A 14,963-nucleotide genomic window follows, 5' to 3' on the forward strand; every position below is an offset into this window, starting at 1 on the left:
TCCGCGACGCATTCCCTGAACGATCGCGGCGAATGCGGCATCCGCCGTGCGATGTGCCGCAGAATGGCACCACCGCCGCGCCCCGCGGCCCGATGAGGGAGGCAGCACATGGACGACGCGCGTGAACTCTCGCGCCGCACGGCGCTCGCGCTGGGTGGGAGCGGGGCGCTCGGGGGCGCCCTGATCCTCGCCGGATGCGCCCCCGCGGAGGAACCGGCCGGTACCGGCGCCCCGTCGGAGACGGGCACCGACGCAGGAGGCGAGGACCCGACCCCGACGGCTGCCGCGGGGGAAGACGTCGCGGCCCTCGCCGACATCCCCGTCGGCGGAAGCATCAGCGCCTCGATCGGCGGCGAGCCGGTGCTGCTCTCCCAGCCGTCCGCGGGCGAGGTCGTGGCCTTCAGCGCGATCTGCACGCACCAGGGATGCACGGTCGCGCCCGAAGGGGCGGCATGGATCTGCCCGTGTCACGGCTCGACCTTCGACCCCGCGACCGGCGACGTCGAACAGGGCCCGGCGCTCGAGCCGCTGCCCTCGGTGCCGGTCAGCGTCGACGGGGACCGCGTGATCGCCGGATGAGCGAGCTGTTCGACTTCCAGGTCGCCGGCCTGCCGATGCACGTGCTGCTCGTGCACGTGGTCGTGGTCGGCGTGCCGCTGCTCGCCCTCCTCCTCGTCGTGCTGGCGGCCTGGACGGCCGCGCGGCGGGTGCTCTGGATCCCGGCGCTCATCGGTGCCGTGGTGCTGCTCGGCCTGACCTGGCTCACCGTCGAGGCCGGAGAGTGGCTCGTCGAGCGGGTGCCCGAGACGCCGCTCATCGAGGAGCATGCCGACCAGGGCGACGACATCCTGCCGTGGGTGTTCGCACTCGTCGCGGTGGCCGCCCTCATCGGCGCACTCGCCGTCGTCGAGCGCCGCGCCGCGCACCGGGCCACCGACGCCGAGGTCGCCGCCGCGCGCGGCGTCTCGACGCCCGTACGACGGAGCCCCGCCCGGGTCGCGATCGCGATCCTGCTGCTCGTCGCGGCGATCGGCGTCGGGGTCGGCGCGGTCTGGACCACCGTCCGGATCGGCGAGGCCGGGAGCCGCGCCGTCTGGGAGGGCTCGTTCAGCGACGTGCCGCTCGAGGACCGGTAGGACGGATGCCTCGCGCGCCGCTCCGATCGGGCGGCCGGCCGGAGCGCCGGCTCGAGGCGTGCGTCAGCGGCGCCGGAACGCGACCGGTTCGCCGAGGTAGGGCTCCCACGCGAGCCGCTCGGAGTCGGTGATGCGACGCGGCGTCTCGGTCGCGGCGTCCACGAGCACGATCGTGGTCGCGGCGCGCGTGTAGAGGGTTCGCGGCTCGGAGCCGGCGGGCGAGTAGACCTCGTAGCAGACCTCGAGGCTCGCGCCGCCCATCCGTCCGATCCAGAGCTCGATGTCGAGCGGGAGCCGCTGGTACGGGATCGGCGCGAGGTACTCGACCTCCTGCCGTGCGATGAGCGAGAGGGTCGCCGAGCCCGGTGACGCGTCGATCACGGCGGTCGACGCGCCGACCGCATGCTCGGCGGTACCGTCGTCGTTCACCCAGAACGCCTGGATGCGAGCCTCCTCGAGCAGGCTCAGCATCCGGGCATTGTTCACGTGCCCGTACGCGTCCAGGTCGCTCCAGCGGAGCGGCGTCGGCACGTGCAGGCGCATGTCAGTCCCTCGTGAGCTTGCGGTACGTCGACCGGTGCGGCTTCGCCGCGTCGGGGCCGAGGCGCTCGACCTTGTTCGCCTCGTACGCCTCGAAGTTGCCCTCGAACCAGTACCACTCGCCGGGGTTCTCGTCGGTGCCCTCGTAGGCGAGGATGTGCGTCGCGATGCGGTCCAGGAACCACCGGTCGTGCGTGATGACCACGGCGCAGCCGGGGAACTCGAGCAGCGCGTTCTCGAGGCTCGAGAGCGTCTCGACGTCGAGGTCGTTCGTCGGCTCGTCGAGGAGCAGCAGGTTGCCGCCCTGCTTGAGCGTCAGCGCCAGGTTCAGGCGGTTGCGCTCGCCGCCCGAGAGGACGCCCGCCCGCTTCTGCTGGTCGGGCCCCTTGAAGCCGAACGTGGAGACGTACGCGCGGCTCGGGACCTCGGTCTTGCCGACCTGGATGTAGTCGAGTCCGTCGGAGACGACCTCCCACAGCGTCTTGTTCGGGTCGATGCCCGTGCGCGACTGGTCGACGTACGAGATCTTCACGGTCTCGCCGATCTTGAGGTTGCCGCCGTCGAGCGGCTCGAAGCCGACGATGCTCTTGAAGAGCGTCGTCTTGCCGACGCCGTTCGGGCCGATGATGCCGACGATGCCGTTGCGCGGGAGCGTGAAGCTGAGCCCGTCGATGAGCGTGCGGTCGCCGAAGCCCTTCTCGAGCTTCTTGGCCTCGAGCACGACGTCGCCGAGGCGCGGCCCCGCGGGGATCTGGATCTCCTCGAAGTCGAGCTTCCGCGTCCGCTCGGCCTCGGCCGCCATCTCCTCGTAGCGCGCGAGGCGGGCCTTCGACTTCGCCTGACGCCCCTTGGCGTTCGAGCGGACCCACTCCAGCTCGTCCTTCAGGCGCTTCTGGAGCTTCTGGTCCTTCTTGCCCTGCACCTGCAGGCGCTCGGCCTTCTTCTCGAGGTAGGTCGAGTAGTTGCCCTCGTAGGGGTAGAGCCGGCCGCGGTCCACCTCGCAGATCCACTCCGCGACGTGGTCGAGGAAGTACCGGTCGTGCGTGACCGCGAGCACGGCGCCCGGGTACTTGGCGAGGTGCTGCTCGAGCCAGAGCACGCTCTCGGCGTCGAGGTGGTTCGTGGGCTCGTCGAGGAGGAGCAGGTCGGGCTTCTGCAGCAGCAGCTTGCAGAGCGCGACGCGGCGCTTCTCACCGCCCGACAGCACCGAGACGGGCGTGTCGCTCGGGGGGCAGCGCAGGGCATCCATCGCCTGCTCGAGCTGCGAGTCCAGGTCCCAGGCGTCTGCGGCGTCGATCTCCTCCTGCAGCGCGCCCATCTCGGCGAGCAGGGTGTCGAAGTCGGCGTCGGGGTTCGCCATCTCGGCGGAGATCTCGTTGAACCGGTCGACCTTCGCCTTGATCGGGCCGACGCCCTCCTGCACGTTCTCGAGGACGGTCTTGGTCTCGTCGAGCTCGGGCTCCTGCATCAGGATGCCGACCGAGTACCCGGGCGTGAGCCGCGCCTCGCCGTTCGAGGGCTGGTCGAGCCCGGCCATGATCTTGAGGATCGTCGACTTGCCGGCGCCGTTCGGGCCGACGACGCCGATCTTCGCTCCGGGGAGGAACGCCATCGTGACGTCGTCGAGGATCACCTTGTCACCGACCGCCTTGCGGGCGCGGACCATCGAGTAAATGTAGTCAGCCACTGAGTTCCTCACGTCTGAAGTGCGCGGTTCAGCCCTCCAGCCTAGCGGCCCGCGTCGGCGCGTCGAGCCGGGACGGCTCGCTGGCCGCTACCCGCCGACCGGGACCGTCGCGCCGATCAGGCATCCGCCCGTGCCGAGCCCGGGGCGCTCGGCGCTCCGGTACCCGTCCGAGGCCGGACCGTACTGCCCGACCAGGCAGCGATCCCCGATCCGGACCGAGAACTGGATCGAGTCGGCCGGCTCCCCGAGCGTCGTGGTGTCGGAGGTCACCTGCATCGCGGCGCGGTCGAAACCCGCCGCGGCGAGCGCGTCGATGAACGCGCGACCTCCCGCCGAGGCGTCGGCCGCGACCACCGCGCGGTTCACCTCGTCGAATCGGGCGAGCTCGTGACCGGACGACGGTGCGGGCGTCGCGGTCGCCGGATCGCCTCCGGACCCGGCCGAGGGCGGTGGCCCGGACGTCGCCGTCGCGGCGTCGAGCTCCGGGCTCGCGCACCCGGCGAGCGCGATCGCGAGCGCCCCTGCGGCGAGCGCACCCAGGAGCGACCCGGCCCGCATCCCGGAAGGGGCCGCAGCCGACGCCGGTCGCTGCTCGGTCTCCACGGAGGCCGAGTCTACGACCCGGCGACCGCAGGACCACGGGAGCCGGACGATCAGGATGCGGCCAGCGGCGTGAGCACCGCCCCCTCGCCGGCGAGGGCCGGCTCGACGTCATCGTCATCGTCCTCCGGAACCGTCCAGTCGGCACCCTCCGCCCAGTCGGGCACGTCGGTGCGGTGCACCTCGCCATCGCCCTCGACCGGGTCGGCGGACGCGTTCGAGGACTCCTCCTCAGCGCCGGCGGTCTCGACGAGTCGGGCGCCCGACGTCTTGGAGTAGACCGCGACGCCCCACGACAGGTCATGGCCGATCGCGTCGGCGTCGATCTCGATGGCGGTCCCCGAGCGCTCGCCGGTCTCCCAGGCCCGGATGCGGAGCCGGCCGTGCACGACGACGCGCTCGCCCTTGCGGAGCGAGCGCGCGGTGTTCAGCGCGAGCTGCCGGAACGATGAGACGGTGTACCAGTTGGTCTCCCCGTCGGTCCAGGCGCCGGTGGCCCGGTCGAAGAAGCGGCGCGTGGACGCCAGCCGGAAGTTGGTGATCGGCAGGCCCGTCGCAGTGACGGTGTGTCGGGGGTCGCTGCCGATGACGCCGGTGATGGTCACGAGGTCGGACATTGGGATGCTCCTCAGGGCTCGACGCCGCCGCGGATCGGCGGCTCGCGGCATCCGGGGCCCTCGTGCCGGAACGACCCCGGATGCCGCTTACCACAGCGTTGCGGCCGGGGACGCGGCATCCGTGGACCGCCGGCCCTTCCGAGGACGGCGCGGATGGGGACGGAGCTGGTGAGGAGGGGTCAGGCGACGATGTAGTCGGCGTACGACCGCCGGATCTTGTTCACCTTGGGCAGGGCGACCGCCAGGCAGTAGCCCTGACCGGGATTCTTCGCGAAGAAGTCCTGGTGGTACTCCTCGGCCCGGAAGAAGTCGCCGAGCGGTTCGATCGTGGTGACGACCTCGCCCGGCCACCAGTCGGCGGCGCGCGTGCGCGCCGCCTCGAAGAGCTCGCGCTGCTCGTCGCCCGTGAAGAACATCGCTGACCGGTACTGCGTGCCGACGTCGGCGCCCTGGCGGTTCAGCTGCGTCGGATCGTGCAACGTGAAGAAGACGTCGAGCACGACCTCGCGCGGCAGCACCTCGGGGTCGAAGTCCACGCGCACGGCCTCGGCGTGCCCGGTCGCACCCGTGCAGACGAGCTCGTACGACGGGTTCGGCGTCGCACCGCCCGTGTAGCCCGACACGACGTCGTGCACGCCGCGGAGCGTGCGGTAGACGGCATCCAGGCACCAGAAGCAGCCGCCGGCGAGAACGAAGCTTTCCATCACGGCCATAGGCTACCGGCATGACCTTCGTCGCCTCCCCCGACCGCTACGACCGGATGACCTACAACCGGATCGGGAGGAGCGGCCTGAAGCTGCCCGCCCTCTCCCTCGGGCTCTGGCACAACTTCGGCCACGACCGTCCGCTCGACACGCAGCGCGCCATCGTGCGCCGCGCATTCGACCTCGGCGTCACGCACTTCGACCTCGCGAACAACTACGGCCCGCCTCCCGGCAGCGCCGAGGAGAACTTCGGTCGCCTGCTGGCGACCGACCTGAAGCCCTACCGCGACGAGCTCATCATCTCGTCGAAGGCGGGCTACCACATGTGGGAGGGACCGTACGGGGAATGGGGTTCGCGGAAGAACCTCCTCGCCTCGCTCGACCAGAGCCTGGGCCGGCTCGGACTCGACTACGTCGACGTGTTCTACTCGCACCGCCCTGACCCCGAGACGCCGATCGAGGAGACGATGGGCGCGCTCGCGCACGCGGTCCGCCAGGGCAAGGCGCTGTACGCGGGCATCTCGAACTACTCGCCCGAGCAGACGATCGCCGCTGCGACAGCGCTCGCCGCCGAGGGCGTGCCGCTGACGATCCACCAGCCGCGCTACTCGATGTTCGACCGGCACATCGAGGAGGGGCTCTTCCCCGCGCTCGACGAGGTCGGGGCGTCGGCCATCGTGTTCTCCCCGCTCGCCCAGGGGCTCCTCACCGATCGCTACCTCTCCGGGGAGGTGCCCGCGGGTTCCCGCGCGGCGACGAGCCACTTCCTGCCCGCCGAGCGCATCAGCGAGGAGTACCTCGAGCGTGCGCGAGCCCTGAACGCGATCGCCGCCGACCGCGGGCAGTCGCTCGCTCAGCTCGCCCTGTCGTGGGTCCTCCGCGTGCCGCAGGTCGCGAGCGCGCTCATCGGCGCCTCGAGCGTCGCCCAGCTCGAGCAGAACGTCGCCGCGCTCGACGCGGCCCCGCTCGCCGACGACGAGATCGCCGCGATCGAACCGTACGCCGCCGACGGCACCGTGCTCGGCTGAGCGGATGCCGCGTCCGCGGCGATGCGCGACGCCGCGGCGGTCGCGAGGCACGCCGGGCCGGCTGCGCAGCGCCGCCGCCGTGCGGCGCTAGCCTGCGCTCATGCAGTGGTGGAATGACTTCGTCGCCTGGCTCCTCTCGGACGAGAACCGTCCCGTGCTGTTCACGGCGGGCGTCGTGTTCATCTCGGTCCTCGTCTCCGGACTGCTGTCGGCGTGGATCGCCCGGTCCGCGGTGCGCGGCCTGATCCGGCAGCGCGACCGGGAACTGCGCCACGCCGCGATCGCGACGCTCATCGACGCCGCGACCGAGGCGTCGGTCTGGAACTCGCTGACGCCGCAGGAGCAGGTCCTCGCCGATCGGGCCGTCGGGCAGGCCGACATCCAGGTCCGCCTGCTGCCGCTGCGCGGAGCGGATGTCGCCGCCGACTGGGCGGCCCACCAGCTGCACGAGCTGAAGCGCGCCTCGGCGACCTTCGGATACCAGCTCGACCCCGCCGTCGCGGAGTTCCGCGAACGCATGCTCGAGTGGCAGCGGCATCCGTCGCGCACCCGACGCGATTTCCGCAACGACCTCGAGCGGTGGCGTGCGCAGCGCGACGAGCCGGTGCAGGAGCTCGCCGCCGAGCAGGACTCCTGGGTCGCCGAACAGCACCACGAGCGCTACGCGCAGGCTCCCCTCGTCGACGATGCGGCGACGCAGCCGGTCACGACCTCCCCCGAGGCCCCGGCCGACGAGGTCGCGGACGCGGACACGGACCGTCGGGCGGTCGCCCAGCGGGACTGACCGCGCCACGCCGGCGCACGAGCCCCGCCCGCCCTGCGAAGCGGCTCAGTCGCGCCACCACGAGTCGAACATCGTGACGGGCTCCGCCCGCTTGTGCCGCGTCTGCAGGAAGCGGGCCTCGATCCGCTCGGCGACCAGGTCGTCGATCTCGCGACCCTCGAGGAAGTCGTCGATGTCGCGGTAGGTCAGGCCGAGGTTGGCCTCGTCGGCCTGACCGGGGTCGTGGTCGAGCAGGTCGGCGGTCGGGGTCTTCAGGTACAGGCGCTCGGGGGCGCCGAGGTGCTCCAGGATCGACCGGCCCTGGCGCTTGGTCAGCCCGGACAGCGGCAGCAGGTCGGCGCCGCCGTCGCCGAACTTCGTGAAGAAGCCGGTGACCGCCTCGGCCGCGTGGTCGGTGCCCACGACCAGGAGCCCGCCCTCGCCCGCGAGCGCGTACTGCGCGACCATCCGCATGCGCGCCTTGACGTTGCCCTTGCCGAAGTCGCTGACCGGTCCGCCGACGGCGGACTCGAACTCGGCGGCGAGTCCGTCGACGCCCTGCTCGACGTTGAACTCGACGGTCTCCGACGGGCGGATGAAGCCGAGCGCCAGTTCGGCGTCGGCCGCGTCGCGCTGCACCCCGTACGGCAGCCGGACGGCGATGAACCGGGCGGACCGCCCCTCGGCCTCGAGTTCCTCGACCGCGAGCTGGCAGAGCCTGCCCGCCAGCGTGGAGTCCTGGCCCCCACTGATGCCGAGGACCAGGCCGTTCGCGCCGGAGGCGTCGAGGTAGGCCTTCAGGAAGTCCACGCGCCGGCGGACCTGGTCGGCCGGCTCGATGGAGGCCTCGACGTGCAGTTCTTCGATGATCCGTGCCTGGAGGTCGCGCATGCCACGACGATACGACACGCGTGTGACGGGCGGATGACGCATGCAGCCTCGCAGGTCGAGGCCACGTCGTCGGATAGCATTCCTCCGTACGAAGGGGGCCCGCGTGCACGTCGACGTACCCACACTGGTACTCATCCCGGTGATCGCGGCGATCGCCCCGCTCGCCACGAGGGCGTTCGGGAAGTGGCTGGCGATCCCGGTCGTCATCTTCGAGATCGTCCTCGGCATCGCACTCGGTCCATCGGTGCTCGGATGGGTCCAGCCCGATCCGTTCATCGAACTGATCTCGGACTTCGGGCTCGCGATGCTGTTCTTCCTCGCCGGGCAGGAGATCGACTTCGAGGCCATCCGCGGTCGGCCGCTGATTCGAGCGAGCCTCGGCTGGGCGATCTCCGTTCCGCTGGGCCTCGCCGCGGGATGGCTCGTGGACCCCGATGCCGGCGCGGTGTTCATCGGCATCGCGCTGACGTCGACCGCGCTCGGCGCGCTGCTGCCGATCCTGCGCGACGCCGGGATGCTCCGGACGCCGTTCGGCGTGTCGGTCCTCGCGATCGGGGCGGCGGGAGAGTTCCTGCCGCTCATCGCGATCTCGATCTTCCTGTCGGGACGCTCGCCGCTCCATGCCGCGATCGTGCTGCTCGCCTTCGCGGTGATCACGGGCCTCGCGATCTGGCGCGCGTCCAGGGGCGACGGCCGCAGTCTCCACGGGGCGATCGGCGCGACGTTGCACACCAGCGGGCAGTTCGCGATCCGGCTGGTGATCATGGTCATGCTGGCGCTCGTGGGACTCTCCATCGTCCTCGACCTCGACATGCTGCTCGGCGCCTTCGCCGCCGGCGTGATCGCCCGCCTCCTGCTCGCCGGAGCGCCCGAGCAGGACCGTCGCACCATCGAGGTGAAGCTCGACGGCATCGGGTTCGGCGTCTTCGTGCCCGTCTTCTTCATCTACACGGGCGTCACGTTCGACCTCGAGGCGCTCTTCGGGGATGCGCGCACTCTCCTCATGCTTCCGCTCTTCACGGTGCTGCTGCTCGTGGTGCGCGGCGTGCCGTCGGCCCTGCTCGCCGCGCCGGGCTCGCACGTGCGCGACCGGGTCTCGACTGGGCTCTTCGGAGCCACAGGGCTGCCCATCATCGTCGCCGTGACCACGATCGGAGTGGAGGCCGGCGACATGGACTCGGGCACGGCCTCGGCCCTCGTCGGCGCGGGCCTGCTCTCACTCCTGCTGTTCCCGCTCATCGCCATCGCGATCACGCGAAGCGGGTCTCGGCGCCCTCGGCAGGAATCGAACCTGCGACCAAGAGATTAGAAGGCTCCTGCTCTATCCGCTGAGCTACGAGGGCCGATCGCCACCACGATACCTCAGGGTTCCGAGCGCGCCCGGGCTCGCGGGACGCGGTCGTGTCGGGCCGCGCGGCTAGACTCACCGCATGGCATCCTCGAGCGACCGACTGGTCTGGATCGACTGCGAGATGACCGGACTCGACCTCGAGGTCGACGAGCTGGTCGAGATCGCGGTCGTGATCACCGACTACGATCTCCGACCGGTCGACGACGGCCTCGACATCGTCATCAAGCCCGACGCGAGTGCGCTCGAGTCGATGGGCGACTTCGTGCGGGCCATGCACACGCAGTCCGGGCTGATCGAGGAGATCCCGAACGGCGTGTCCGTGGCCGACGCCGAGTACCAGGTGCTCGAGTACGTGCTGAAGCACGTCCCCGAGGAGCAGCGCGCACCGCTCGCGGGCAACTCGATCGGCACCGATCGGGCGTTCATCAGCCGGTACATGCCGCGCCTCGACGCGCACCTGCACTATCGCAACGTCGACGTCTCGTCGATCAAGGAGCTGGCGAAGCGCTGGTACCCCCGCGCCTACTTCAACGCGCCCGCGAAGGACGGCGGACACCGTGCGCTCGCCGACATCCTCGAGTCCATCCGCGAGCTCCAGTACTACCGGCGTGCGGTGTTCGTCGCCGACCCCGGGCCGACCAGCCAGGAACTGCAGGCCATCGCCGCCGAGGTGGCCGCCGAGGGGTCCCACGTGTCCACGAGCGCCTCGAACGTGGTGTAATCTCGTATGGTTGCCGCTGGTGCGAACGAGCGGCACATGGTGGGTATAGCTCAGTCGGTAGAGCGCCTGGTTGTGGTCCAGGAGGTCGCGGGTTCAAGCCCCGTTACTCACCCCAATCGCCTCCAGATCGGAGCCACTCGTGGAACTCGACGCCGAGGCCTTCGAGCGGCTCGTGGTCGATGAGCTCGACGAACTGCCCGACGACATGGTCGAGGGCCTCGAGAACGTCGTGTTCGTCGTCGAGGACCGCCCGGAGGACGGCTCGCTCGACCTCCTCGGCCTCTACGAGGGCGTCTCGCTGACCGAGCGCGACCGCTACGGGTTCGGCGAGATGCCGGACCGCATCGTGCTCTACCGCGAGTCGCTCTGCGCGATCGCCGACACCGAGGACGAACTGCGCGACGAGATCCACGTCACCCTCGTCCACGAGATCGCCCACTTCTACGGCATCGACGACGACCGGCTGCACGAGCTCGGCTGGGCGTGAGCGAAGCCGCGCTAGCCTGATTCGCATGAGCCCCTCCCCCGGACGCGTCGTCGGCATCGCCGTCGGCGCGCTCGCGATCCTCGGCATCGGCGTGTACGGCCCGGCGATGCTCCTGGGTCCGCTCCCCGACGTCCAGGTGAGCGTCGACACCGCGCAGGCGGCCGCGCCGGCGACCAGCTCGGTCGCCCTCCCGGCGGACGACGCCACTGCGGTCGCGTTCATCGAGGACGACGGGACGGCGGCGCTCGTCGCGGCCTCCGCGGATGACGAGGCCTCCCCGATCGGCGGCGCCGCGAAGCTCGTCACCGCGCTCGTGGTGCTCGACACCCTCCCCCTGACCGCCGACGACGACGGCCCCTCGATCCGGATCGGGCCGGAGGACTACACCGACTACCTCCGCTACTCCGGGGAGGGCTCGCGAACCGTGCAGGTCTCGCCGGGCGATTCCTGGAGCGAGCGCGACGTCGTCCGCGCCGTGCTCCTCGCCTCGAGCAACAACCATTCCGACACGCTCGCCAGGTGGGCGTTCGGCAGCGTCGACGCCTACGTCACTGCGGCCAACGACTGGCTGGCCGAGCAGGGCTTCACCTCGACGAGGGTCGTCGACACCACCGGGCTCTCGGGCGACAACGTCGGCACCGCGACGGAGCTCACCCGACTCGCCGGGCTCGCACTCGCGGAGCCGACCCTCGGCGCGATGCTCCGACACGACGGGAGTGCGCCGACGTCGAGCGTCGATCGACGCATCCCCGACGCGATCGCCCACCTGGGCGACGACGGCATCCGCGCCATCAGCCGGAGCTTCACCGACCAGGCGGCGATCACGTTCGTGTGGACGGCCGAGCTGCGCTCAGGAGACGAGCGACGGACCATGGTCGGCGCGATGACGGGGGTCGACGACTACGAGACGCTCGACCCGGCGGTGCTCGCCGCGGTCGAGGGGATGCAGGCGGCATCCGAGCCCATCGAGGTCATCGCCGCCGGTGCGAGCTACGGCGAGGTCACGTCGGCGTGGGGCGACCGGGCACGACTGATCGCGACGGCAGGTCGCACGGATGCCGCGTTCGGGGCGGTCGCAGAGGACGCGAGCGTCGAGGTGGCGCCCTTCACGACCGCACCCGTGGGGAGGCAGGTCGGCACGGTCACCGTCGCGATCGGCGAACGCGAGGTCAGCTCGAAGCTCGAACTCGACCGTGCGATCACGGACCCGGGTCCGATCTGGCGGCTCACCCACCCCGGTGAGTTGATCGGGGCGTTCCTCGCCGGGAACGCCTGAGTCAGTCGTTCTCCTCGTCGGACTCGACCGGGTCGGAGTCCGCCGCGTCGAAGCGGAAGCGGACGCGCAACTGACCGCCGACGTCCTTCTGCTCGACGGCGTCGTACCAGAACAAGGACTCGAGGCCGTCGACGGCGGCGACCATGCCGACCCGCTTCTCCGGCTCGCCGCGGACGAGGGCCCGCTGCTCGAAGTCGCCCTCGAGCGGACCGTCGATGAACTCCGCCACATATGTCGCATCACCCATGTGCCGAGCGTAGTCCCGGCCGGGTCCGCGGGACAGCATCCGCGCTGATCAGGCGGCGAGTCGCACGCGGATCGCCGGGCGCCGCGCGGCACCGGACTGCCCTCGGTACCGCCGCCAGTCGGACTCCCACGCGGTCCAGAAGTCGTCGAACGCGCCCTGGTCGCGCTCGAGCGCTCGGTCTCTGCGCGTCTCGTACGGCGCGTCGAGCCAGACGCGGACGGCGCCCGTCGCTCGCGCTCCCGCGAGGAACGCACCGCACCCCTCGAGCACGAGCGGCCGACCGGGTGGCATGCGCTCGACGGCTCCGCGCCGATCGGCGTGCCAGTCCCAGCGGTCCAGCGCGCCGACGAGGCCGGCGCCGTGCGGGCGCACGAGTCGGGGACCCAGGGCGACGGCACCGGGGCGGAGGCCGCGCCATCCGGGGATCGCCTCGTCGACCCGCACGAGCGACGGAGGGCGTCCGGGCCAGGCCTCGACGAGCGCGGCCGCGAACGTGCTCTTCCCGGCTCCGCTGGGCCCGTCGACGAGCACGAGCGGATGCCGCCCGGCCCGCGTCGCACGGAGCACCGCATCGAGCGCCGGGCGCAGCGCGAGCACGCCGGCCGCGTTCACGCCCACACCGGGTGGTACGTTCCCGCCCAGACGGCGCCGGCGATCGCCACTGCCGCGATCGCGGCCGCGATCAGGACGAGCAGCGCATCGGGAGCGCCGACCGTGGACGGCCGCGCCCAGCTCCTCGGCGTGTCGGCGCCGAACCCGCGCGCCTCCATCGCGGTCGCGAGCTTCGATCCGCGTCGGATCGCGAGCACGAGCAGTGCGAACGCCATCGTCGCCGCGCGCCGCACCGCGCCGTGGTCGCCGATGCCGCGCGCCCGGCGGGCGAGCGCCATGGCACGCCAGTCCTCCACGAAGAGTCCGACGAGCCGCGTGGCCGCGAGGGCCCCGAGCACGAAGCGAGCGGGCAGGCGCCACACCTGGGCGAGGCCGTCGGCGAGGTCGGTGGGATCGACCCGGAGGAACAGCAGCGCCGCGGGCAGGCCGATGGCGAGGACGCGCAGGGTCACCGCGATCGCGAGCTGGATCGACCCGTCCGTCACCCTGGCCAGCCAGAACTCGCCGTACACCGTGCCCGACGGGCGGCCGTAGAGCAGCATGCTGATGCCGGCGAGCGGCGCCGCGATGAGGATCGGCCAGGTGCGTCGCACGAGCAGGGCGGGGGTCACGCCCGCGAGGGCGAAGAGCACGAGCTGGATCGCGAGCGCGATCGCGGCACTCACCCAGTCGACCGTGACGAGCAGCGGCGTCGTCAGCACCATCGCCGCTGCGAGCCGGGAGGCGGGGTTGACCCGATCGACGAAGCGCAGGGTCGGGGCGGGTGTCGCGTCGGCGACGTCGATCGCGCTCATCCGCGCCCACCTCCGGCCGCGGTCCGGGCGTCGGCGGACGTGCGCGCATCGAGCCGGATGCGGTGTGCTCCGAGCGATGCGATGAACGCCGCATCGTGCGTCACCGAGAGCAGGGCGGTGCCCTCGCGGACGAGCTCGTGCAGCAGCCGGACGAGTTCGATCCAGCCGAGCCGGTCCTGGCCGAACGTGGGCTCGTCGAGGATCACCGCGCTCGGTCGCGTCGCCAGCACCGCCCCGACGGTGAGGCGCCGTGCCTCGCCGCCCGAGAGCGTGAAGGGGTTGGCGCCCGCGAGGTGGTCGAGGCGGAGCCGGTGGAGCACCTCGTCGACGCGGGCGTCGACCTCCGCGGGGGCGAGGCCGAGTGCGCGCGGCGCGACGGCGACCTCGTCGCGGACCGTCGTCGCGACGAACTGATGCTCGGGCTCCTGGAACACCGTGCCGATGCGGGTGAGCAGTTCGCGGGAGCGCCATCGCACCGGCGCATCGCCGATCCCGCGGGCGAGCGTCGGCGCGGCGACGACCCGCCCCGCGCGCGGCGCGAGCAGCCCGCCGAGCGTGAGGGCGAGGGTGGACTTGCCCGCACCGTTGGGGCCCGTCAGCACGCTCGAGGATGCCGCCGGGACGACGACGTCGAGTCCCTCGTGCAGCACGGCGCCACGCGGTCGGCCGATCGCGAGCCCCTCGGTCGAGAGCGCGGGCGCCGCGCCGGGCGCCGCGGCATGCGTGGCACCGGGCACGTCGAGCGGGACGCCCGGAACCCACACGCCGGCCGCCGCGAGCGCCTCGCGCCGCTCGTCGAGCACGACCGAGGGCGGGCCGTCGGCGAGCAGCCGGCCGTCGGCGCCGAGCACCACGACCCGGTCGACGAGGTCGAGCCAGACGTCGACCCGGTGCTCGACCACGACGAGCGTCGCGCCGGTCCGATCCAGCACGCGAGCGACCGCCTCGCGCACCTCGGCGACGCCGCGGGGATCGAGGTTCGCCGTGGGTTCGTCGAGGAGCAGCAGGCCCGGGCGCATCGCGAGCGCCCCGGCGAGCGCCAGCCGCTGCTTCTGCCCGCCCGACAGGCGCGACGTCGGATGCGAGAGCGGCAGGTCGAAGCCGACCGCGTCGATCGCGTCACGCACGCGTCGCCAGATCTCCTCCCTCGGGATGCCGAGGTTCTCGCAGCCGAACGCGACGTCGTCACCGACCCGCGCGAGGATCACCTGGGAATCCGGGTCCTGGAGCACGAGGCCGGCCCGCCCGCGCGCATCCGCGGGCGAACGGCCGTCGAGGAGCAGCCGACCGTGGTGCTCGCCCTCGTCGTCGCCGCCGAGGACGCCCGCGAGGGCGTGCAGCAGGGTCGACTTTCCCGATCCGGACGGACCGAGCAGCAGCACCCGCTCCCCCGCGTGGATCCGGAGGTCGAGGTCCTGCACCGCCGGGCGACGGCGGCCGGCATGCCGCCAGCCCCACCCCGTGGCGTCCACGCGGGCGGGACCGGCGGCTCCCGGTGTGCGGTCCACG

General features: G+C 72.0%; 18 protein-coding genes and 2 tRNA genes. 9 read left to right on the plus strand and 11 right to left on the minus strand.

The annotated features are described in order from the left end of the window. Positions 1 to 108: 108 nt before the first annotated feature. Both ACFVHK_RS12140 and ACFVHK_RS12145 read left to right on the plus strand, forming a co-directional pair. Positions 109 to 579 carry a QcrA and Rieske domain-containing protein gene (locus ACFVHK_RS12140; RefSeq protein ID WP_376929016.1) on the plus strand — a complete coding sequence of 157 codons (471 nt, stop codon included), beginning with the start codon at positions 109 to 111 and terminating at the stop codon, positions 577 to 579. Continuing rightward, positions 576 to 1,136 carry a hypothetical protein gene (locus ACFVHK_RS12145; protein ID WP_376929017.1) on the plus strand — a complete coding sequence of 187 codons (561 nt, stop codon included), beginning with the start codon at positions 576 to 578 and terminating at the stop codon, positions 1,134 to 1,136. The genes ACFVHK_RS12140 and ACFVHK_RS12145 overlap by 4 nt, the downstream gene beginning before the upstream one ends. A 63-nt stretch (positions 1,137 to 1,199) precedes the next feature. On the opposite strand, the gene ACFVHK_RS12150 is transcribed toward ACFVHK_RS12145, so the two are convergent. The 5 genes from ACFVHK_RS12150 to msrA form a co-directional block, all read right to left on the minus strand. Further along, complete coding sequence (locus ACFVHK_RS12150; protein ID WP_376929018.1) at positions 1,200 to 1,679, minus strand: acyl-CoA thioesterase; 480 nt, start codon at positions 1,677 to 1,679, stop codon at positions 1,200 to 1,202. A 1-nt stretch (position 1,680) separates the two neighbouring features. Continuing rightward, on the minus strand, positions 1,681 to 3,363 hold the full coding sequence (ettA, locus tag ACFVHK_RS12155; RefSeq protein WP_376929019.1) for an energy-dependent translational throttle protein EttA: 1,683 nt from the start codon (positions 3,361 to 3,363) through the stop codon (positions 1,681 to 1,683). Between the two features lie 87 nt (positions 3,364 to 3,450). Beyond that, the gene (locus ACFVHK_RS12160) at positions 3,451 to 3,966 is read right to left on the minus strand and encodes a DUF6993 domain-containing protein (protein WP_376929020.1); all 516 of its coding nucleotides are present in this window, start codon (positions 3,964 to 3,966) and stop codon (positions 3,451 to 3,453) included. A 50-nt stretch (positions 3,967 to 4,016) separates the two neighbouring features. Next, positions 4,017 to 4,580, minus strand: coding sequence for a single-stranded DNA-binding protein (locus ACFVHK_RS12165; RefSeq protein ID WP_376929021.1), 564 nt, complete (start codon positions 4,578 to 4,580; stop codon positions 4,017 to 4,019). A gap of 179 nt (positions 4,581 to 4,759) precedes the next feature. Further along, on the minus strand, positions 4,760 to 5,284 hold the full coding sequence (msrA, locus tag ACFVHK_RS12170) for a peptide-methionine (S)-S-oxide reductase MsrA (RefSeq protein WP_129235754.1): 525 nt from the start codon (positions 5,282 to 5,284) through the stop codon (positions 4,760 to 4,762). 20 nt (positions 5,285 to 5,304) lie between these two features. On the opposite strand from msrA, the gene ACFVHK_RS12175 reads away from it, so the two are divergent. Together ACFVHK_RS12175 and ACFVHK_RS12180 are read left to right on the plus strand one after the other, a co-directional pair. Then, entirely contained in the window at positions 5,305 to 6,312 is a 1,008-nt protein-coding gene (locus ACFVHK_RS12175) for an aldo/keto reductase (RefSeq protein WP_376929022.1), read from the plus strand. Between the two features lie 100 nt (positions 6,313 to 6,412). Beyond that, positions 6,413 to 7,096, plus strand: coding sequence for a hypothetical protein (locus ACFVHK_RS12180; protein ID WP_376929023.1), 684 nt, complete (start codon positions 6,413 to 6,415; stop codon positions 7,094 to 7,096). 45 nt (positions 7,097 to 7,141) lie between these two features. On the opposite strand, the gene nadE is transcribed toward ACFVHK_RS12180, so the two are convergent. Further along, positions 7,142 to 7,966 (minus strand): ammonia-dependent NAD(+) synthetase, encoded by an 825-nt coding sequence (gene nadE / locus ACFVHK_RS12185; RefSeq protein ID WP_376929024.1) that lies wholly within the window; start codon positions 7,964 to 7,966, stop codon positions 7,142 to 7,144. A 40-nt stretch (positions 7,967 to 8,006) separates the two neighbouring features. On the opposite strand from nadE, the gene ACFVHK_RS12190 reads away from it, so the two are divergent. Next, on the plus strand, positions 8,007 to 9,275 hold the full coding sequence (locus ACFVHK_RS12190; protein ID WP_376929124.1) for a cation:proton antiporter: 1,269 nt from the start codon (positions 8,007 to 8,009) through the stop codon (positions 9,273 to 9,275). Here the strand turns inward: ACFVHK_RS12190 and ACFVHK_RS12195 are convergent. After that, positions 9,237 to 9,309, minus strand: a tRNA-Arg gene (locus ACFVHK_RS12195). The two genes, ACFVHK_RS12190 and ACFVHK_RS12195, sit on opposite strands and share 39 nt — an antisense overlap. Positions 9,310 to 9,396: 87 nt before the next feature. Between ACFVHK_RS12195 and orn the strand changes: the two genes are divergently transcribed. The 4 genes from orn (at position 9,397) to ACFVHK_RS12215 (ending at position 11,801) form a co-directional block, all read left to right on the plus strand. Next, positions 9,397 to 10,038: an oligoribonuclease gene (gene orn / locus ACFVHK_RS12200; RefSeq protein ID WP_376929025.1), complete on the plus strand. Its 642-nt coding sequence runs from the start codon at positions 9,397 to 9,399 to the stop codon at positions 10,036 to 10,038. A gap of 39 nt (positions 10,039 to 10,077) precedes the next feature. Continuing rightward, positions 10,078 to 10,153: transfer RNA gene (locus ACFVHK_RS12205), tRNA-His, on the plus strand. Between the two features lie 24 nt (positions 10,154 to 10,177). Then, a complete protein-coding gene (locus ACFVHK_RS12210; RefSeq protein WP_129234738.1) occupies positions 10,178 to 10,525 on the plus strand; it encodes a metallopeptidase family protein in 348 nt (115 codons plus the stop codon). Positions 10,526 to 10,550: 25 nt separating this feature from the next. Beyond that, complete coding sequence (locus ACFVHK_RS12215) at positions 10,551 to 11,801, plus strand: hypothetical protein (RefSeq protein ID WP_376929026.1); 1,251 nt, start codon at positions 10,551 to 10,553, stop codon at positions 11,799 to 11,801. Position 11,802: 1 nt separating this feature from the next. Here ACFVHK_RS12215 and ACFVHK_RS12220 read toward each other — a convergent pair whose 3' ends face one another. Genes ACFVHK_RS12220 through ACFVHK_RS12235 form a run of 4 tightly spaced genes read right to left on the minus strand, consistent with a single transcriptional unit; the run spans position 11,803 to position 14,962 of the window. Then, positions 11,803 to 12,048 carry a hypothetical protein gene (locus ACFVHK_RS12220; RefSeq protein WP_129234736.1) on the minus strand — a complete coding sequence of 82 codons (246 nt, stop codon included), beginning with the start codon at positions 12,046 to 12,048 and terminating at the stop codon, positions 11,803 to 11,805. 48 nt (positions 12,049 to 12,096) lie between these two features. Next, a complete protein-coding gene (locus ACFVHK_RS12225) occupies positions 12,097 to 12,660 on the minus strand; it encodes an AAA family ATPase (RefSeq protein ID WP_376929027.1) in 564 nt (187 codons plus the stop codon). After that, on the minus strand, positions 12,657 to 13,454 hold the full coding sequence (locus tag ACFVHK_RS12230) for an energy-coupling factor transporter transmembrane component T family protein (protein ID WP_376929028.1): 798 nt from the start codon (positions 13,452 to 13,454) through the stop codon (positions 12,657 to 12,659). The genes ACFVHK_RS12225 and ACFVHK_RS12230 overlap by 4 nt, the downstream gene beginning before the upstream one ends. After that, positions 13,451 to 14,962, minus strand: a complete 1,512-nt coding sequence (locus tag ACFVHK_RS12235; RefSeq protein ID WP_376929029.1) for an ABC transporter ATP-binding protein — start codon at positions 14,960 to 14,962, stop codon at positions 13,451 to 13,453. Before ACFVHK_RS12235 ends, ACFVHK_RS12230 begins: the two co-directional genes overlap by 4 nt. Between the last annotated feature and the right edge of the window lies 1 nt (position 14,963).

Origin of the sequence: Agromyces binzhouensis (assembly GCF_042672355.1) — a bacterium.
Lineage (GTDB): Bacteria > Actinomycetota > Actinomycetes > Actinomycetales > Microbacteriaceae > Agromyces > Agromyces binzhouensis.